The following is a 19,183-nucleotide window of genomic DNA, read 5'->3' on the forward strand; positions in this document are numbered from 1 at the left end:
AATTTATATTTAATTAATTATAGGTCTTTTATAAAACTTTACTATTTATACACTTTGTGATACACTTAACTTATAATATAAGTTATTAAAGGAGGAAGATACTATGATTTATTTTGATAATGCTGCTACAACTTTACATAAACCTCAAGAAGTTATTGATGCTGTAATAAAAGCTATGACATCTATGGGAAATGCTGGAAGAGGAAATACCTCTGCTTCTATGGAGGCTAGTCATATCATTTTTGATACCAGAGAGAACCTTGCTAAACTTTTTAATATTAAAGATTCAAGTAGAATAGCTTTTACTTGTAATTCAACTGAAGCTTTAAATATTGCCATAAAGGGAAGCTTAACTACTGGTGACCATGTAATTACAACAATGTTAGAACATAATTCTGTTCTTCGTCCTCTGTATGAAATGGAGAATAAAGGAGTAGAGCTCTCTATAATACAGGCAGACAAACTAGGGAATATTTCTTATGATGAGATAAAGTCTCTTATAAAAAATAATACTAAAAGCATAGTGTGTACACATGGTTCTAATCTTACAGGGAATTTAGTGGATATAGAAAAAATTGGAAAAATATGTAAAGAACATAATCTTTTATTTATAGTAGATGCCTCTCAAACTGCAGGGGTATTTCCTATTGATGTGGAAAAAATGAATATTGATATATTATGTTTTACAGGACATAAGAGCCTTCTTGGTCCTCAAGGTACTGGTGGAATATTTGTAAAAGAGGGTATTAATGTTACTCCGTTAAAATCTGGAGGTACTGGAATACTTACCTATAGTAAAACCCAGCCTTTAATCATGCCTACACATCTGGAAGCTGGTACTCTAAATGGACACGGGATTGCTGGATTAAATGCCGGAATTGAATTTATAAATAAAATAGGTATGAAAAAAATTAGAGAGAAAGAAGAAAATTTGATGTGGAGATTTTATAATAAAGCAAAAGAACTTCCTCATATAAAAATTTATGGTGATTTCTCTAAAAAAGAGAGATGCCCTATTGTAACTCTCAATATTGATAATTACGATTCTGGTGATATTGCTGAAGAGTTACTTAATTATGGAGTAGCTACTAGAGCTGGAGGACACTGTGCTCCCCTTATGCATGAAGCTCTAGGAACTATAGAGCAAGGAGCAGTAAGATTTAGCTTTGGATATTTTAACACTGAAGAGGAAGTTGATGAAGTTATTAAAATTATAAAAAATATTATTTTAAATATTTAATATAGAGGAGAGTTTTTTATTTAAAAAGTATTAATTAAAACTTTTTAAAAATAAAGCTCTCTTTTTTAATCAGTTTTTTCTATTCTTTAATTTTTAATAATATCCTTCTTAAATAAATTTTATAACTATTTTATAATTTCTCTCGTCTAATATTAATGTTAATAAAAATATATTAAATTTTTTATACAAGGAGGCAACTATGGAAAACTTAAAAGAAAAAATTGAGATTGAAAGAGGAAATATCTTTAGATTAGAAAGAGAGATTCAGAAAAAAATTATAGGACAAGATGATATGATAAGAAAAATTTTAATAGGTATATTAACTGGTAATCATATCTTACTTGAAGGTTTACCTGGGCTTGCAAAATCTTTAACTGTAAATACTTTAGCACAAACTCTTGGATTAAAATTTTCAAGAATACAATTTACTCCAGATTTACTTCCTAGTGATATCATTGGAACTGAGATATATAATGAAAAAACCGGTGAATTCTATACTAAAAAAGGTCCAATATTTGCCAATATTATCTTAGCAGATGAGATTAATAGAGCTCCTGCTAAAGTTCAATCAGCTCTTTTAGAAGCTATGCAAGAAAAACAGATTACCATTGCTAATGAAACTTTTAAACTAGATAAGCCTTTTATTGTTCTAGCTACTCAAAACCCTATAGAACAAGATGGTACTTATCCACTTCCAGAAGCACAACAGGATAGATTTCTTATGAAAGTAAAGATAGAATATCCAACTAAAGAGGAAGAGAAAAATATTCTAAAACTATTAACATCAGCACAAGATTTTGATTCAATTGAGATAGAGGAAATCTTAAATAAAGATAAGATAGAAGAGTTGAAAAAACTTATTAAAGAGATATATTTAGATGAAAAACTTATGGATTATATCTTAGATATTATATTTAAAACAAGAGAGAATAACGAGTACATCAGTTGTGGAGCTTCTCCAAGAGCCTCTATAGCCCTTGTTGTTTCAGCAAAAGCTAATGCTTTTTTAGAAGGTAGAGATTTTGTCATACCTCAAGATATCAAAAAGGTTATATTCGATGTTTTACGTCATAGAATTATTTTAACTTATGAAGCTGAAGCAGAAGGAAAAAATGTTGAAGATATAATTACTAACATAATGGAGAGTGTAGAACTTCCATAGGAGGGCAATATGAATAAAGAAGAGATACTAAAAAAAATAAAAAAAATTGAAATAGCCTCTTCTCTCCTTGCTAATGAAATTTTCTCTGGAAACTATCGTTCATATTTTAAAGGAAATGGTATGGAGTTTTCCGATATAAGAAGGTATGCTCCTGGTGACGATGTAAAAAAAATTGATTGGAAAGTCACAGCTAGACAAAGAAAAACATATATTAAGGAGTTTACAGAGGAAAGAGAGATGAGTATATATCTTTTGGTTGATATTTCTTCCTCTAATAACTTTCCTGCTAAACAGGATTTAATCTCTCAATTAGTGGGAAGTTTAGCCTTTAGTGCTATAAAAAACAGTGATAAGGTAGGAGCTATTTTTTTTAGTGAAGATATTGAGAAAATTATCCCTTTAAAGAAGGGAAAAAAACAAGGATTGGTTATACTGGATAATTTTTTATCACTAACTCCTAAAGGAAAGGGAACTAACATTTCTAAAGTTCTTTCCTCATTTAATAAAATTGTAAAACAGAGATCAATAGTTTTTTTAATAAGTGACTTCATAGATGAGGATTATGAAAAAACTATGAGATTAGTTAGTCAAAAACATGATTTAATCCCTTTAAGAATAGCTGACAGAAAATTTGAATCGTTACCTAAAGGAGCTATATTTACAATGAGTGATTCTGAAACAGGAGAGGAGATTGTTATTGAAAACTTTGATAACGAGTATCAACTTGAAGATAATTTTCCTAAAAATATTCTCACTCTTTACACCGATGAAAACTATGTTATTAAATTAGCAAACTACTTTAAAGGAAGGAGAAGAGCATGAAAAAAATAATTATATTTCTTCTAATCTCTTCGCTCCTTTTAGCTAAGGATATCAATGTAGGAGATTTAGTAAGAGTACATATTAGTGGAGTTGAAAAAGATAAAATTATCAATGAATTTAAAAATTCAGATTTACAATTAGAGAATTTAGAAAAAACTGATGAAGGATATATTCTTTCAATAAGAGGATATAAACCTGGAGATAGTAGTATTACTTTAGGAGATAAAAAACTTACTTTAAGTATAAAGTCTGTGCTAGATGAAAAAGATAATGAAATTTATCCTCATCTAACTGATAATAGTGATACATTACTATATAGTCAAAATTTTCCATATCAAATAGTGGTTGGAGCTATTCTTGGTATTTTATCTTTAATCTATTTAATTAAAACTTTCAAGTTTAGAAAAAAAGAAAAAATTCTTTCTCCAGAGGAGAAATTTAGAAAAATATTGACTGAACTTAGTGAGAATGATTGGGAATTTCAACTAAGTATGGCTATAAGAGAGTATATTGATAAAAAATATCAAACACATTTTATCAATGGAAAATATGAAGTTATAGGTATGATAAATAGTGAAGATATAAAATTCATAAATAATCTTGATAGAAATAAATTTTCAAAAGAGAATCAACTTCTAAAAGAGGAAACTTTAAAAAAAGTTATAGAAATTTATGAAAAGATAAGAGGTGATCAAAATGTTTAAATTTGCCTCTCCGTACTTTTTAATTCTTATTCCCATTATTATCTATCTATTTTTTAGAAAACAAAAAGTAATTGGTATAAAAGTTCCTGGAGTAAAGCCGTTTAAAAAATATAAATTAAAAAGTAAAAAATATCTAATTGGTAAACTATCTATTTTACTCTCATTGATTCTTATGTGCATAGCTTTAGCTCGTCCACAAATTATCTCTGAAAATAAAATAGTAAAAAAAGATGGGATAGATATAGTTATAGCTCTAGACTTATCTAGATCTATGCTACAAAATGACTTTAAATCAAATAGACTAGAAACTGCTAAAAAGCTTTTAGAAAGCTTCATAGATAAAAGAATAAACGATAGAGTATCATTGGTGGTTTTTGGTGGAGATGCCTATACAAAAGTTCCACTTACTTTTGACCATAATGTTGTAAAAGATATTACTTCTAAACTTACAACTGACGATATTACTAGTAACAATAGAACAGCTATAGGAATGGGATTAGGAGTTTCCTTAAACAGACTTAAAGACTCTGAAGCTAAATCTAAAGTTATTATTCTTATGACTGATGGTGAAAACAACTCTGGTGAGATGAGCCCTATGGGAGCTAGTGAAATTGCCAAAGAGTTAGGTATAAAGATTTATACTATAGGTATCGGAGCTAAAGAGATTCAAGTTCCAGTTCCTTTTGGACATACAACTATCAAAAATAATGAGTTAGATGAAAATTTATTAAAAAATATTGCATCTATGACAGGTGGAGAGTATTTTAGAGCTAGTAATGAGAAAGAGTTTCAAGAGATTTTTAATAAAATAGACCATTTAGAAAAAACCAAATTAGATGGAAGAAATTACTACGAAAAAGAGGAGCTCTATGAAAATCTATTAAAAATAGCTTTATTACTCCTTGTAATTGGTGCCTTCTTTGAATATAAAAAATATATAAAAATACCATAAAAGAGGTGAACTAATGAAATTTGGAAATTTACAAAATATAATATATCTTATCTTTCCTATTATTCTCCTCTTAACTATGATTTTAGGTATGAAAAAAAGAAAAGATATATTAAAAGCTTTAAAATTAAAAAATAAAAAATATATAAGCCTACTAAAAGTTTTATTTTTAACGCTAGGAGCCTTATTAGTTGTTTTAGCTCTTCTTTCTCCTCAAAAAGAGATAGAAGATGAACAAGTAGAAGTTAAAGGAATGAATATCTACGTTCTTATAGATACCTCTCGTTCTATGTTAACAGAAGATGTCTATCCTAATAGACTTGAGGCTGGAAAAAGAGTTTTAGCAAATTTAGTTCAATTATTGAAAGGAGATAGAGTTGGTTTTATCCCTTTCTCCGATAGTGCTTATATCCAAATGCCACTCACAGATGATTACACTATTACACAAAATTATATCAATGCCTTAGATACTACTCTTATCTCTGGTGGGGGGACAGAACTATATCAAGCTTTAGAATTAGCTGAAAAATCCTTTGAAGAGATAGGAAGTGAAAATAAAACAGTTATAGTTTTATCTGATGGTGGAGATTTTGATAAAAAGTCTTTAGATTTTGTTAAAAAGAATAATATAGATGTATACTCTATTGGAATTGGAACTTCTGAAGGAAATGTGATTCCAGAATATATTAATGGGGTTAAAAGAGGTTTTATTAAAGATGAAAATGGAGCTGCTGTGATAAGTAAACTTAACTCTGATTTTCTACAAAAAATAGCGAGTGAAAATAATGGAAAGTACTATGAAGTTAATAATCTAATAGATACTTCTAAAAATTTTATTAATGATACAGCTAATTTAGAAAGAAAAAATCAAAGGAATGAAAAAACTAAAAATTATGAGAAATACTATCAATATCCTCTTGCTTTAGGTATGATATTTATATTACTTGGATATTTACTAAAAGAGGTGATAAAAGATGAGGAATAAAATTATAGCTATAATTTTACTGCTTGTATCTATATTTCTAGTGATAACTTCTCTAACCTCTTTAAAAAGTTATAATTTAATAAAAAGTGGAAATAATTTCATAGTAAATGAAAAATATCAAGAGGGGAGAGAGATGTATGAAAAAGCTCTTACCATTGAAAAAAATAATGGTATAAAACTTAATATTCTCAAATCTTTTTACCAAGAAAAAAATTATGAAGAAGTTGTTAAATCGGAAGTAGAAGATGGATTTTTAAAAGGAAATTCCTATGCTTACTTAGGTGATAAAGCTCAAGACAAAAATAAAGAGTTTTATGAAAAAGCCTTAGAAGAGTATAAATTAGCTATGAAAAAATCTAAAGATATCAATATAAAGAAAAACTATGAAATAGTACTAAAAAAACTTGAGGATATAAAAAATCAACAAAATCAAGAAGAAAAACAGAAAGATGAGAATCAAAATAAACAGAATAATAAGGAAAATAATAATTCTGATAAAGATAATCAACAAAATAATGATTCTAAAAATAATGATCAAAATAAATCTAAAGATAATAAAGAAAACTCATCTTCTGAAAATAAACAAGATAAGTCTCAAAATAGTGAAAAAGATTTTGAAAAAAATAACGAAAATAATAAGAATAATAATTCAGAACAAAATCAAAATAACTCTTCTAATGATGATAATGGAGAAGAGAAACAAAATAATAACTCTGATACTGAGAAAAAAGAAAATGAAGAAAATTCTACTTCTTCTAAGGATATAAAAGAAGCTTCTCAAGATGAGATTAGAGAACAAGAGGTAAAAGCAATTTTAAAAAGATTAGAAGGAAATGAGAAACAATCTTTTAAAAATAATGAAAGAGTTATGAATATAAATAACAACAATCCATCTAATAGATGGTAAAGGAGATAAAAAGATGAAAAAAATAGTTGCTACACTTTTTCTTATGACATCTTTTCTATCTTTAGCTGATGTCATATTAGATAGTTCTAATACTAAACCAGCTATTAATGAGCCATTTAATATACAGGTAAAATTTATAAATGAAGATAAAAAAGATTATAAAATAGAGGGTATTGAAAATCTAGAAATACTTTCTAAGGGAACTCAGAGTAAATACTCCTATATCAACGGAAATAAAACAAGTGAAAAAATTGATACCTATACTGTACTTGCTAAGGATATCATAAATTTTCCATTAACTGTAAATCTTATTGGAAAAAATGAAAAATCTAACACTTTAAATATATCAGTTCAAAAAGAAAGTATTCAATCTATATCTGATGATATGTCTATTGAAACCTCTATAAATAATGGTGATACTTTTTACTTTGGAGAAAAAATTATCTATGAGGAAAATTTCTTAACAACAGTTAATATAAATTCTATAGGTTATACTAAACCACCTCAATTCAATGATTTTTCTGAAAAAGATATCAGTCCTGCTAATCTAAAAGGAGCATATGAACAATCTTATTTTAGAAGTAATTCTGGAAAACAAGGGATAAAGTTAAATATTTATAGAGGTATTCTTCAACCAAACTCTTCTGGAGAGAAGACAATTAAAAGTGGGCAAATGGCTGTCACTCAAGCAAATGGAAGAAGAGACTTCTTTTTTCAACAAAGTACTCCTCCTAAGTATTTTGGTGGAAATAATATAAAAATAAATATTTTACCACTACCTACTGATAGACCTGTAGGATTTCAAAATATAGTGGGAACACCAAAATTAGAATATTCTTGGAATAGTGATAAAGTTAATCTAGGACAATCATTAGTTCTTAATATTAAAATAAGTGGAGATGCCAATTTAGATGCCTTAGAAAAAATTGTCACTTCTCAATTCAATGATTTTAATATATTTGAAAGTTTTAAGGGAGAAGATGAAAGAGTTGAAAATGAAAAATACTACGCTGAAAAAAGTTTTGAATTAGCACTTATCCCTAAAAAATCTGGTGAAATAGATACGCCTGAGATAAAAATTCCATATTTTAATACTCAAGATAAAAAATATGAATTTTTAATCATTCCATCTAAAAAAATAGATGTTATTGGAAGTAGTTCTTCACCTCAAACAACTATTCCTATAGAAAATACTACGCATGTTACTAAGAATACCCCCCCTGTATCTACTACTCTTATTCCAGAGGAAATAAGAATAGATACAGTTACTGAGAAAGATAATTCAAACAATATATTTGATAACAATTTGATTATAGGACTTATTATTTTAGCTATTATTGAAGGAGGTATTATTATATATCTTCTTACCAAAAAAGATAAAAAAATAGAATCTAAAGATTTTTCAGAGTTAAAGTCAGCTAAAAATGATAAAGAGTTTTATGAAGCTTACTGTAACTTTATGAAGAAAAATTATAATTTTAGTCCTAAAGTTCATCTTGAAGACAGACTTGTAAAACTTGGACTATCTAAAGATTTTGTTGAAATCAACAGAGAGCTAGAAACTTCTTATTATAATAATAGTCCTATTAATAGAAAAGAAATAATAAACAGAATAAAAAAGGAGTTAAAAAATGAAAAGTAAATATTTAATGATGGATGTAAATATAGCTTATAGTATGTTAAATATGAGATTGAGAGATAAATACTCATCTCTTGCAGATCTATGTGAAGATGAAGATATAGATATAGAGGAGCTATTGAAAGGAATGGAGAAAAAAGGATATGTCTACAATCAAGAAACCAATCAATTTTTAGAAAAATAATTCTTATCATTTAAAAAGAGCTAACTTCACATGAGTGAATTAGCTCTTTTATTATAATTTTATATTTTTAAAATTAAATAAAGAATTTTCTTGCTACTTCTAAAAATTGTTCTCTATTTACTATAAAATCTCTATAATTTTTATTTTCTTTCTCTAATTCTTTAGCTAGCTCACCTATAAAGGCTGGAATATCTCTCATAATAATAGTTCCAACTTTCTCTCCAAGAGCTGTACTTCCCTCTTTTACAATTCCACCTACATAAAGATCAAATACATCTTCTAAATTATCTCCAACTTTTCTTTTACCACCTACAAATCCTAAATCTGAAGCTTGATGTCTTCCACAAGAGTTTTGACATCCAGAGATATTTATACTTGGTAATCTGTCTTCTTTTATATTATTTTCTGATAAGTAGTTTAAAATATTTTTTAATAAAGTTTGGCTTTGCTCTATTCCAAGTTGACATGTAGGAACCCCTATACAGCTTACACTTTGTCTTACTTTTGTTAATCCATTATAAGATTTTACTATCTCTTGTAACTCTTTTACTTGATGTTCATTTAAGTTTCTCACATATATATCTTCATCCATACTTAATCTAGCTTCTGCATTACTATTTCTCTCTAAAAACTCTACTAAATTTTTAAAATCTTTATGATATAATTGTCCATTTACAGGATGAACTATTAATGTATATAATCCATCTTGTCTTTGATGTAAAAGTGAAGCTGATTCTGGTAAAGTATGTGTATATTCATTCTTAGTTTCTGAGATAACAATCTTTACATTTATATCTAATTTTTTTGTAGCTTTTACATCATCTAAATGTTTATCAAAAGCTTGTAAAAATTCATCTTTTCCCATTCTTTTTGGAATATATCTAGTTCTTGCCTTAGCCTTATTATTGTAGTCTCCCTCTGCCATAAATAAATTTACCATAGCTTCTACATAATAAAGAATTTCTTCTGGCTTAACTCTTTTTCCATATGGAATAGAAATTTCCGGATTATTTCCTAATCCTCCAGCTAAATACATGTCAAAATACGCTTCTCCATTTTCAACTTTAGCTATAAATCCTAAATCATTTATTGTTGAATTTCCACCATCTTGCTCACTAGATGACATTGAAATTTTTAACTTTCTAGGTAGATGGTATGTAGTAATTCTTTCCATTAAATATTTACTTATTTCATTAGCAAAATCTGTCACATCAAAAGCCTCATTTTTCTCTACTCCAGACATTGGCGAAAGACTTACATTTCTTGGAAAGTTACCACCACCACCACGAGTATATAATCCATTGTCTAAAGCTTTTTCCATAATGTCACAAACTGCATCTATAGATAAGTCATGTAATTGAATAGCTTGTCTTGTTGTCATATGTAGTTTTTCTATATTAAAATCTGTCAAAAATGAATCTATTAATTTTAATTGGTTTAGAGGTAATAATCCAGAGTTTGTACGAAGTCTAATCATAAAACTCTCCCCACCTCTTTGAGCATATACACCCATTCCACCAGAAATTTTCTTAAAATCCCCTACTGATAATTCTTTGTTATAAAATTTGTGTCCTTCTTCACGAAATACTTTTATCTCATTTTTTAAAAATTCGTATTGATTTTGCATATTTAACAACTCCTTGATATTTTTTATTTCAACTTTCATATATAGTATATTATATTTTTTCATAGATTGTAAATAATGATTTTTTATCATATTATAAAAATATTCTATAATTGATGAAATTAGATAACTATAACTAAAAAACTAGGTTATTATATAATTAAAAATATAATAGCCTAGTTACAATCTTACAGTATATTAATCTTTAATTAATTCAAATAATTTTTGAGCAGCTTTCATTGGCCCTGCTTTTTCCATTCCTTTTATTCCAAGTTGTGTTTTTATCTGTCCTACCTTTACGCCTTTAGCAAACATCTCTTTAAAGAATCTATCTATTAATATATCTGTTTCTTTTTGCTTTTGAACTGGTCCAAACGGGTTAGCAAAATATGAATCAACTATTCCAACTTCACTTGTAGTTCCTTTAGCCATTCTTTTACCTGCTTTAAAAATTTCTATAGCTTCCTCTGGATTAGAGAAAAACTCCAACTCATTATCCTCAGCTTTATCATAGTTATTAGCATAGAAGAAGAAATCTACTGGATATCCTTTCATTATATCGTTATATGATGCTATTGGAATAATAATTCTTGAGTTTTTCTTGTCTGGATTCATAAATATACTTCTGTCAATCTCCTTATAAGCATATCCTGTATCCAAGTCATCTAATCTAACGAAAGCTCCTATCTCTGTTCCAAATCCTAGAGGTGCTCCTCCTTTAGGATTTAAAAGAAGCGTTCCCATGTCATCAAAGATAACCTTCATATCTTTTACATACTGTTCACTTAGATTTCTAAAAGCCTCTAAACTCTCTGACTTACCAGCTCCACTATCTCCCATGATAACTACATTATATTTTTTACCGTTTTTCATAATGATATTTACCATAGCTCCATGTATAGGAAGTCCACCTTTTTGTATCATTCTTAGGTTATGAAGAGTTAATATCATCTTTTTCATATATCCAAAATAATCAATATCTTCACTATAGTTTGCATAACCGATTATCATATTATTTTCTTTATCATCATAGAAAACCGTTTTCATTTCTGTATCATAGTCCTTTACTCCATATACATATATGATATCTGGTCTTCTATTTTTATACTCTTCCTCTCTAGCTAACTCAAACAAGTTACATAGTGCAATACCTTGAGACATAAAATATCTATCAAAATAGATAAAAGCTAGCGATTCTCCTACTTTTGCAGGATAACAAAACCAATTTTCCTCATTTATACATACATCTTTCAATGGATTTTCAAATACTTCTTGGAAAATTCCAGTTCTTGTATTTCTTTTTGGATAAGTTATAAATGGAGGTTGTAAAATAATTGTTTCTATAAAAGGAACCCTTTCTAAGAATGAATACTCAGCGGGACAGCTTCTATTCATATCATTTAAAATAATACCAGCATTTATTCCAGCACTAAGCTGTCTGTATACTCTATGTTTATATCCCATTATTGTTTCTTCAATTTGTCTATATGTACTAAGAATAAGATTTTTAAAATTATTTATAGCATCAATAAAGTTAACGTTTTGTAATCCCTCTCCTTTTTTGCTATTTCTTACTATTGCATATCTTTCATATTTTCTCCAAAATGTATAAAGTTTCTCAATAAACTCTATTAAAGCATTTCTATCTTCCAATAATTTTGCATATTTTTCATCTAATTTCGCTATTTCTTCTCCTTCTAGTACAATAAGAAGTTTAAAAAATTTCGTAATTTCTTGAACCAAATTTGAATTTTTTCCACAACAATCCTTTATATATACATATATTGGTGCTTCCTTTTTTTCTATTTTTTCTATAAAAGCTGTTAAAACTCTTTTAAAACCATCACTATCTAAAAGTGATTCTGAGTTATTACAATATTTTACAGTAAAATTTATAGTAATACTATTTCTATTGATTGTTGCTTCTTGTCTCATTATAAAATCCTCCTAGAATATCTATTTTAGATATACATTATCATATTAATATATTAAAGTCAAGATAAAAATAAAAAATATTTTCTTGTTATAAAATTAATAAAAAATATTTTTTATAATTTTGAATGAATTTGAAGGATTTGAAAGAAAATGATTGATTTTTATAAAAAATTATGTTATATTCATATTGAAGATATAGAGGTGATATCGTTATGAATGTTCGTAGATTTGACATAATTTTAAAAATTTTACAAACTAATAAAACTATAAAAGTCCAAGAGTTAATGGAGAAGCTTAATGTTTCTGAGGCAACTATTCGACGTGATCTAAATACCTTAGAAAAAAATGGTAAAATAAAAAGAGTTCATGGTGGAGCTGTTTTAAATCTTAGTAATGAAGAAGATATAATTTCGAAAAAGACTATTCATTCTAAAGCAAAAGAAAAAATAGGAAAACTAGCTAGCCAATATATAAAAGATGGAGATACTATATACCTTGATGCTGGAACTACAACTGAAGCTTTGATTAAGTTTCTTGAGTATAAGAAAAATATAAAAGTTGTCACTAATGGAATCTCTCATCTTGAGATATTAAATAGATATGGAATTGAAACTTATTTACTAGGTGGAGAAGCTAAATTTACTACTGGAGCTACAGTTGGTATTGGAGCTATTCACTCTTTAAGAACTTACAATATAGATATTGCTTTTATTGGTACAAACGGGGTTACTAAAGAAGGATATTCTACTCCAGATACAAAAGAAGCAATGATAAAAAGTGAAGTTGTAAATAGAGCTAATCAAGTTTATTTTTTATGTGATTCATCAAAATTTGGAAAAAAATCCTTTGTTATATTTGCTTCATTAGAAGATGGAAAACTTATTACTGAAGGAGATATTCCAAACGAGCTAACTGTACAATAATTTTTAGGAGGAAAATATGATATATACATTAACACTTAATCCAGCTATAGATTATTATATGAGTATGGATAATTTTAAATTAGGAGAGTTAAACTCTTTAGAAGAGGGATATACTTTACCAGGAGGAAAAGGTATCAACGTTTCTAAAGTTTTAAAAAATTTTTCTGTAGAAAGTAAAGCTTTAGGATTTGTTGGAGGATTTACTGGAGATTATATTATTAATCACTTAAAAGGATATGATATTTCTAGTGACTTTATTGAGCTTAAAGAAAATACAAGAATCAACATAAAATTAAAAACAAAGGATTCAGAAACTGAGATTGCAGGAAAATCTCCTACTATTTCTGATGAAAATATCAAAGAATTACTAGAAAAATTTAGAGATATTAAATCTGAAGATATAGTAATTCTTTCTGGAAGTGTTCCTAATTCAGTTACTAAAAATATCTATGCTGATATTATAAATATTTTACCAAAAGATTGTAAGGTTATTTTAGATACTAGAGGAGTTCCTTTTGTAGAAGGATTAAAAGCAGGAGTATTTTTAACAAAGCCAAACAATCATGAGTTGGAAGAGTTTTTCAATAAGAAATTAAATACTTTGGAAGAGATTATCCAAGCTGGAAAAGATTTACAAGCTTTAGGAAGTAAAAATGTACTAATTTCTTTAGGAAAAGATGGTTCTATATTAATTACTGAAAAAGATGTATATATAGGAAATACTCCTCAAGGTAAATTAATCAGTTCTGTTGGAGCTGGAGATTCTATGGTAGCTGGTGTTGTTTATGGAATAGCAACTGGAAATTCCTTAGAGGAAAGCTATAAATACGGAATAGCTTCTGGAAGTTCTACTGCTTTTTCAGAAGGACTTACAACTTTTGAAGGTATGAATAACTTATTAAATAAAATAGAGATAAAAAAATATTAAGGGAGGCTCAAATGATAACAAATTTACTTACACGTGAGTGTATAAACTTAAATTTAAAAGGGCAAACAAAACAAGAAATTATTGATGAAATGGTAGAAATTCTTTATCAAGGTGGTAAATTAAATGATAAAGAAGAGTATAAAAAGGCTATTTTAGCAAGAGAAGCTCAAAGTTCAACTGGACTTGAAGAGGGAATTGCAATACCTCATGCTAAAACTTCAGCTGTAAAGATACCAAGTATAGCTTTTGGATTATCAAAAAATGGTGTTGATTATGAATCTTTAGATGGAGAACCATCAAAACTATTTTTTATGATAGCAGCTCCAGCTAACGCATCTAATACTCATATTGAAATTTTATCAAAATTAACAACAATGTTATTAGATGATGAAATAAGAGAAAAACTTTTAGAAGTAAAAACTCCTGAAGAGGTAATATCTATTCTTACCTCTGATGTTAAAGAGGAAAAAGTTGAAGAGGTATCTCAAGGATATCCAGAAGTCTTAGCAGTAACAGCTTGCCCTACTGGAATAGCTCATACTTATATGGCTGCTGATGCACTTATAAAAAAGGCTAAAGATATGGGAGTTAACATTAAAGTAGAAACAAATGGTTCTACAGGTGTAAAAAATGAGATAACTGCAGAAGAAATAAAGCATGCAAAGGGAATAATTGTTGCTGCAGATAAAAATGTTGAAATGGAAAGATTTGCTGGAAAACATGTTGAGATAGTTCCTGTAAAAGAGAGAATAAAAAATCCTGAAACTTTAATAAAAAATGCTTTAAATCAGACTGCTCCTATATATAATGTAACTACTGGTGGTGAAAAAACAGCTACTAAGAAAGAAAAGACTGGTTTCTATAAACACCTTATGTCAGGGGTATCAAATATGTTACCATTTGTTGTTGGTGGAGGTATATTAATAGCAATATCATTTATGTTTGGTATTCAAGCTAGCAACCCTAATGATCCTTCATTCCACCCAATAGCAAAATTATTAAGTGATATTGGTGGAGGAAACGCTTTCTTCTTAATGATACCTGTTATGGCTGGATTTATTGGAATGAGTATAGCTGATAGACCAGGTTTTGCTCCTGCTATGGTTGGAGGACTTATCTCTTTAAATAATGGTGGAGGATTCCTTGGTGGTCTTATTGGAGGATTCCTTGGTGGATATGTTGTAGTTTTATTAAAGAAAGTTTTTGCTAAATTACCATCTAGTTTAGAAGGATTAAAACCTGTTTTATTATATCCACTATTTGGTATTTTCATAACAGGAGCTTTAATGTATGGAGTTATTATCAATCCAATAGCAGCTCTTAACACTGGAGTCACTAATTTCTTACAAGGTTTAGGAACTGGAAATCTAGTTCTATTAGGAGCTTTAGTTGCTGGAATGATGGCTGTCGATATGGGAGGACCTGTAAATAAAAGTGCATTTACTTTCGGTATTATGATGATAACAGCTGGAAATTTCTATCCACATGCTGCTGTAATGGCTGGAGGAATGGTACCACCTCTTGGAATAGCTTTAGCTACTACTTTCTTTAAAAATAAATTCACTCAAGATGAGAGAGATGCTGGTAAAGTTTGCTACATAATGGGACTATCTTTTATTACAGAGGGGGCTATTCCATTTGCTGCTGCTGACCCAATTAGAGTTATCCCAGCTTGTATAGTTGGTTCTGCTCTAGCAGGAGGATTATCTATGTTCTTTAGAGTACAATTACCTGCTCCTCATGGAGGATTATTTGTACTCCCAGTTGTAACTAATCCAGTTATGTATCTAATATCTATTATTATTGGTTCTGTTGTTACAGCTTTAATTTTAGGATTCATTAAAAAACCAGTACAAGAATAAATTTTAATATTTTATTATAGTAAAAGAGTGTCGCCATAAAAGGTAACACTCTTTTTTATTGCTGAATTTAATTATTTTCAAATTTTTTACAACTATTTCTCTCTATAATATTGTGCGGTACAATAATTTTAGTTGGTAACAAATTAGGATCTTTTATATGTCTTATAATTTGTAAAGCACTTTCTAGACCTAATTGATAATTATTTATATCTATACAAGTTAACTGAGGATTAGTTAAAGTTGTAAGCAATGTATTATTAAAAGTTATAATTGATAGATCCTTAGGTACATGTTTATTTATATTTAAAAGAATTTTTTCTAATAGAAGAGCTATTATATCATCTAATGCAATTATTGCAGTTGGAGAATGCTCAGATAAAAATAGCTCTTGTAGCTCTAAAGTATCTTTCTCTAAAGCTAAATTTTTTTCTAAACAATATTCCTGCTTGATCTCAATATTATTTTCAAGAAGAGAAGAGATATATCCTGCCTTTCTATCTTGAACAAATATTCTATTTCCTTGATTATAAAGAAAACCTATTTTTTTATGTCCAAGTTTTATTAAATAATCTGTTGCATCTTTTCCAGCTGTAATATTATCATTATCAATATAAATAGTATTATTTATATTCTTACTTGGTTTTCCTATAATTGTATAAATTTGATTATTTTTATTTAAATATTCTAAAATTGGATCATTATCCTTTGAATATAGTAAAATAAAACCCTTTACCTTACCACTATTTATAATTGATTTTATAGATTTTAATAATTCCTTTTCTGAGTTTCCAGATATAGAGGTAGTGGTATATTATTGCATATATCTTCTCTACCATCAAATTATGGAATTGGAACTTTTGGAGAAGAAGCTTATAAGTTTGTAGATTTTTTAAAATATTCGGGACAAACTTACTGGCAAATATTACCATTAGGACAAACAAGTTATGGAGATTCTCCTTATCAATCATTTTCTATAAATGCTGGAAACCCTTATTTTATAGATTTAGATATTCTTGCTTATGAAGGACTTTTAAAACAAGAGGAGTACCAAACTCTTAATTGGGGTGATAATCCGACACTAATAGACTATGAATTAATGTATAATTTGAGATACCATATTTTAGAAAAAGCTTTTACAAGATTTAACCTAAAAGAAGATGGATATATAAAATTTTTAGAACAAGAAAAAAATTGGTTAGAAGATTATGCTCTTTTTATGGCTATAAAAAAAGCTAATAATGACTATTCTTGGGAAAAATGGAGTGAAAAATTTAGAAAAAAAGACCCTGAAACCCTAAAATGTTTTATAAAAAATAATAGAGAAAAAATTGAGTTTTGGAAATTTTTACAATATAAATTTTATACTCAATGGAGAAATCTGAAAAATTATGCAAATAAAAATGGAATAAAAATTATAGGAGATATTCCTATATACGTAGCTTATGATAGTGTAGAGGTATGGAAAAATCCAGAATATTTTCAACTAGATGAACACCTTAATATGATATCTGTAGCTGGATGTCCTCCAGATGCTTTCTCTGCAATTGGTCAATTATGGGGAAATCCCCTATATAATTGGGAATATATGGAAAAGACCAAATATAATTGGTGGATAGATCGGCTAAAAAGTGCTACAACTCTTTATGATATTGTAAGAATAGATCACTTTAGAGGATTTGAAAGCTATTATTCTATTCCTGCTAATGAAACTACTGCTTTAAATGGAAAATGGCAGAAAGGACCAGGAATAAAATTATTCAATAGAATAAAGGAAGAGCTTGGAGAACTAAATTTAATAGCTGAAGATCTTGGTTATCTTACAGAAGATGTTATACAACTTTTAAAAGAAACCGGATATCCAGGAATGAAACTTATGCAATTTGCTTTTGATTCTAGAGAAGGGGGAGATTACTTACCACACAATTATACTCAAAATAGTGTAGCGTATATTGGAACTCATGATAATAATACTGCTTTGGGATGGATACTTTCTACTAATAGTAATGATATCGAATATATGAGAAGTTATTTAGATATTTATACTTCTAATGATAAGGAAACTGTTTGGAAAATGATCTCTAGGACAATGGCTGTTACAAGTAATGTTGTTATTATTCAGATGCAAGATTATTTAGGATTAGGAGATGAAGCTAGGATGAATGTACCTTCTACTATTGGGGGTAACTGGTGTTGGAGAATGTGGAAAAATGCTACTGATGAAAGATTAATTCAAAGTATGTTACATATAACTGGATTATACAAAAGAATAAGAAAAAGCAATTAAAATATAAAACTTAAAAAGTTGATTAACCTAACCCATGTCAAGTTAATCAACTTTTATAGTTTGTATTACTTTAATTTTTAATTATTCTACTACAAATTCAACTCTATTATTATAAGCATCTTTTATTGCTCCAAGAATATCTCCATGACTATCCTTTAAACTCATTGTTGCTCCTGCTACAACATCAAGAAGTTCACTTTTCTCCTTTTCAGATAATTTTCCATATTTAACTTTATCTTGTTCATTTCTACTTTTTGCTTTAAGTGGTCTACCATTTACATCAGAAGTATTCTTAGAAAACCACTCTTCTATCTCAGCTATAGTTTTTCCTTTAAAATAGCTTTCAAAAAAATCCATCTGTTTATTCCACTCATTACGTGGATTCATTCCATAAGCTTCTCCACGCTCACGCTTTGTTTTCCATTCATTTACCTCTTTAGAAATATTTTCTACAGTATTAGAAGATACTCCTGTAACCTTTCCACTTTCATGATCTGTTATATTATATCCTTGTGTATTAGGCCACCCAGAAAAATGTGGCATAGAAGCTCCGTCATAATTAGGCGTACTTACCTCAAGGGCATCAACTCTTAAATTTACAACTCTTCCAGCTTCATCAAAAACACCAGCTGCTGTTACATAATTAAAACTATATACCTCTACTCCTTTATCATCTTTTCCAGGTCCTACTCTAAAGTTACTGCTTTTTCCCAATCCTTGATACATTTTAGTAGCTGCAAACAAACAATTAGATGATAAAATTAATCCAGTTACAAGAAATACTTTTAAAATTCTTTTACTTTTCATTACAATCTTCCTCCTTAAAAACATTAGATATATGATTATATATTATATATTAAGTTCTGTAATAAATCAATATTAAAAAAATTAGTAAATTTTTTATCTTTATTTTTTGTAACCTTATTGACTCTCAATAAAAAATCTCCTATATTATAATTAGACTACATTCAAATTATTAATAAAAAGGGGGATAAACTGTGGAAAAAAAGAGATTTCTAAAATATTAAACAATCC

General features: G+C 28.1%; 16 protein-coding genes and 1 pseudogene. 13 read left to right on the plus strand and 4 right to left on the minus strand.

Annotated elements, in window-relative coordinates; all coding sequences use genetic code 11:
• Window positions 1-103: 103 nt before the first annotated feature.
• From IAA47_04965 to IAA47_05005, 9 genes are all read left to right on the plus strand, one after another.
• A complete protein-coding gene (locus IAA47_04965; protein ID MBU3842319.1) occupies window positions 104-1,240 on the plus strand; it encodes an aminotransferase class V-fold PLP-dependent enzyme in 1,137 nt (378 codons plus the stop codon).
• A 199-nt stretch (window positions 1,241-1,439) separates the two neighbouring features.
• Window positions 1,440-2,402 (plus strand): MoxR family ATPase, encoded by a 963-nt coding sequence (locus IAA47_04970; protein ID MBU3842320.1) that lies wholly within the window; start codon window positions 1,440-1,442, stop codon window positions 2,400-2,402.
• 9 nt (window positions 2,403-2,411) lie between these two features.
• On the plus strand, window positions 2,412-3,224 hold the full coding sequence (locus IAA47_04975; protein MBU3842321.1) for a DUF58 domain-containing protein: 813 nt from the start codon (window positions 2,412-2,414) through the stop codon (window positions 3,222-3,224).
• Window positions 3,221-3,928, plus strand: a complete 708-nt coding sequence (locus tag IAA47_04980) for a hypothetical protein (protein MBU3842322.1) — start codon at window positions 3,221-3,223, stop codon at window positions 3,926-3,928. Before IAA47_04975 ends, IAA47_04980 begins: the two co-directional genes overlap by 4 nt.
• The gene (locus IAA47_04985) at window positions 3,921-4,880 is read left to right on the plus strand and encodes a VWA domain-containing protein (protein ID MBU3842323.1); all 960 of its coding nucleotides are present in this window, start codon (window positions 3,921-3,923) and stop codon (window positions 4,878-4,880) included. The genes IAA47_04980 and IAA47_04985 overlap by 8 nt, the downstream gene beginning before the upstream one ends.
• Window positions 4,881-4,893: 13 nt before the next feature.
• A complete protein-coding gene (locus tag IAA47_04990; GenBank protein MBU3842324.1) occupies window positions 4,894-5,862 on the plus strand; it encodes a VWA domain-containing protein in 969 nt (322 codons plus the stop codon).
• The gene (locus IAA47_04995; GenBank protein ID MBU3842325.1) at window positions 5,852-6,769 is read left to right on the plus strand and encodes a hypothetical protein; all 918 of its coding nucleotides are present in this window, start codon (window positions 5,852-5,854) and stop codon (window positions 6,767-6,769) included. Before IAA47_04990 ends, IAA47_04995 begins: the two co-directional genes overlap by 11 nt.
• 13 nt (window positions 6,770-6,782) lie before the next feature.
• On the plus strand, window positions 6,783-8,411 hold the full coding sequence (locus IAA47_05000; protein ID MBU3842326.1) for a BatD family protein: 1,629 nt from the start codon (window positions 6,783-6,785) through the stop codon (window positions 8,409-8,411).
• A complete protein-coding gene (locus tag IAA47_05005; protein MBU3842327.1) occupies window positions 8,401-8,592 on the plus strand; it encodes a DUF4250 domain-containing protein in 192 nt (63 codons plus the stop codon). The genes IAA47_05000 and IAA47_05005 overlap by 11 nt, the downstream gene beginning before the upstream one ends.
• Before the next feature lie 73 nt (window positions 8,593-8,665).
• On the opposite strand, the gene IAA47_05010 is transcribed toward IAA47_05005, so the two are convergent.
• Together IAA47_05010 and IAA47_05015 are read right to left on the minus strand one after the other, a co-directional pair.
• Window positions 8,666-10,219, minus strand: coding sequence for a nitrite/sulfite reductase (locus tag IAA47_05010; protein MBU3842328.1), 1,554 nt, complete (start codon window positions 10,217-10,219; stop codon window positions 8,666-8,668).
• Window positions 10,220-10,414: 195 nt separating this feature from the next.
• The gene (locus tag IAA47_05015; GenBank protein MBU3842329.1) at window positions 10,415-12,151 is read right to left on the minus strand and encodes a phosphoenolpyruvate carboxykinase; all 1,737 of its coding nucleotides are present in this window, start codon (window positions 12,149-12,151) and stop codon (window positions 10,415-10,417) included.
• A 212-nt stretch (window positions 12,152-12,363) separates the two neighbouring features.
• Here IAA47_05015 and IAA47_05020 point away from each other — a divergent pair, with 212 nt between their 5' ends.
• Genes IAA47_05020 through IAA47_05030 form a run of 3 tightly spaced genes read left to right on the plus strand, consistent with a single transcriptional unit; the run spans window position 12,364 to window position 15,864 of the window.
• The gene (locus tag IAA47_05020; protein MBU3842330.1) at window positions 12,364-13,074 is read left to right on the plus strand and encodes a DeoR/GlpR family DNA-binding transcription regulator; all 711 of its coding nucleotides are present in this window, start codon (window positions 12,364-12,366) and stop codon (window positions 13,072-13,074) included.
• A gap of 16 nt (window positions 13,075-13,090) precedes the next feature.
• Window positions 13,091-14,002, plus strand: a complete 912-nt coding sequence (pfkB, locus tag IAA47_05025) for a 1-phosphofructokinase (protein ID MBU3842331.1) — start codon at window positions 13,091-13,093, stop codon at window positions 14,000-14,002.
• 11 nt (window positions 14,003-14,013) lie between these two features.
• Window positions 14,014-15,864 (plus strand): fructose-specific PTS transporter subunit EIIC, encoded by a 1,851-nt coding sequence (locus IAA47_05030; protein ID MBU3842332.1) that lies wholly within the window; start codon window positions 14,014-14,016, stop codon window positions 15,862-15,864.
• Window positions 15,865-15,931: 67 nt separating this feature from the next.
• On the opposite strand, the gene IAA47_05035 is transcribed toward IAA47_05030, so the two are convergent.
• On the minus strand, window positions 15,932-16,660 hold the full coding sequence (locus IAA47_05035) for a substrate-binding domain-containing protein (GenBank protein ID MBU3842333.1): 729 nt from the start codon (window positions 16,658-16,660) through the stop codon (window positions 15,932-15,934).
• Window positions 16,661-16,672: 12 nt separating this feature from the next.
• Here IAA47_05035 and malQ point away from each other — a divergent pair, with 12 nt between their 5' ends.
• Window positions 16,673-18,148, plus strand: a complete 1,476-nt coding sequence (malQ, locus tag IAA47_05040; protein MBU3842334.1) for a 4-alpha-glucanotransferase — start codon at window positions 16,673-16,675, stop codon at window positions 18,146-18,148.
• A gap of 81 nt (window positions 18,149-18,229) precedes the next feature.
• Here the strand turns inward: malQ and IAA47_05045 are convergent.
• Window positions 18,230-18,880, minus strand: a pseudogene (locus IAA47_05045) (FMN-binding protein).
• Window positions 18,881-19,183: the final 303 nt, after the last annotated feature.

The organism is Candidatus Fusobacterium pullicola (assembly GCA_018883725.1).
Taxonomy (GTDB): domain Bacteria; phylum Fusobacteriota; class Fusobacteriia; order Fusobacteriales; family Fusobacteriaceae; genus Fusobacterium_A; species Fusobacterium_A pullicola.

What these genes read in the sequence shown, in the direction of transcription:
- IAA47_04965 (MBU3842319.1), top strand. Translation starts at nt 104, where the DNA reads ATGATTTATTTTGATAATGCTGCTACAACTTTACATAAACCTCAAGAA.
- IAA47_04970 (MBU3842320.1), top strand. Translation starts at nt 1,440, where the DNA reads ATGGAAAACTTAAAAGAAAAAATTGAGATTGAAAGAGGAAATATCTTT.
- IAA47_04975 (MBU3842321.1), top strand. Translation starts at nt 2,412, where the DNA reads ATGAATAAAGAAGAGATACTAAAAAAAATAAAAAAAATTGAAATAGCC.
- IAA47_04980 (MBU3842322.1), top strand. Translation starts at nt 3,221, where the DNA reads ATGAAAAAAATAATTATATTTCTTCTAATCTCTTCGCTCCTTTTAGCT.
- IAA47_04985 (MBU3842323.1), top strand. Translation starts at nt 3,921, where the DNA reads ATGTTTAAATTTGCCTCTCCGTACTTTTTAATTCTTATTCCCATTATT.
- IAA47_04990 (MBU3842324.1), top strand. Translation starts at nt 4,894, where the DNA reads ATGAAATTTGGAAATTTACAAAATATAATATATCTTATCTTTCCTATT.
- IAA47_04995 (MBU3842325.1), top strand. Translation starts at nt 5,852, where the DNA reads ATGAGGAATAAAATTATAGCTATAATTTTACTGCTTGTATCTATATTT.
- IAA47_05000 (MBU3842326.1), top strand. Translation starts at nt 6,783, where the DNA reads ATGAAAAAAATAGTTGCTACACTTTTTCTTATGACATCTTTTCTATCT.
- IAA47_05005 (MBU3842327.1), top strand. Translation starts at nt 8,401, where the DNA reads ATGAAAAGTAAATATTTAATGATGGATGTAAATATAGCTTATAGTATG.
- IAA47_05010 (MBU3842328.1), bottom strand. Translation starts at nt 10,219, where the DNA reads ATGCAAAATCAATACGAATTTTTAAAAAATGAGATAAAAGTATTTCGT.
- IAA47_05015 (MBU3842329.1), bottom strand. Translation starts at nt 12,151, where the DNA reads ATGAGACAAGAAGCAACAATCAATAGAAATAGTATTACTATAAATTTT.
- IAA47_05020 (MBU3842330.1), top strand. Translation starts at nt 12,364, where the DNA reads ATGAATGTTCGTAGATTTGACATAATTTTAAAAATTTTACAAACTAAT.
- pfkB (MBU3842331.1), top strand. Translation starts at nt 13,091, where the DNA reads ATGATATATACATTAACACTTAATCCAGCTATAGATTATTATATGAGT.
- IAA47_05030 (MBU3842332.1), top strand. Translation starts at nt 14,014, where the DNA reads ATGATAACAAATTTACTTACACGTGAGTGTATAAACTTAAATTTAAAA.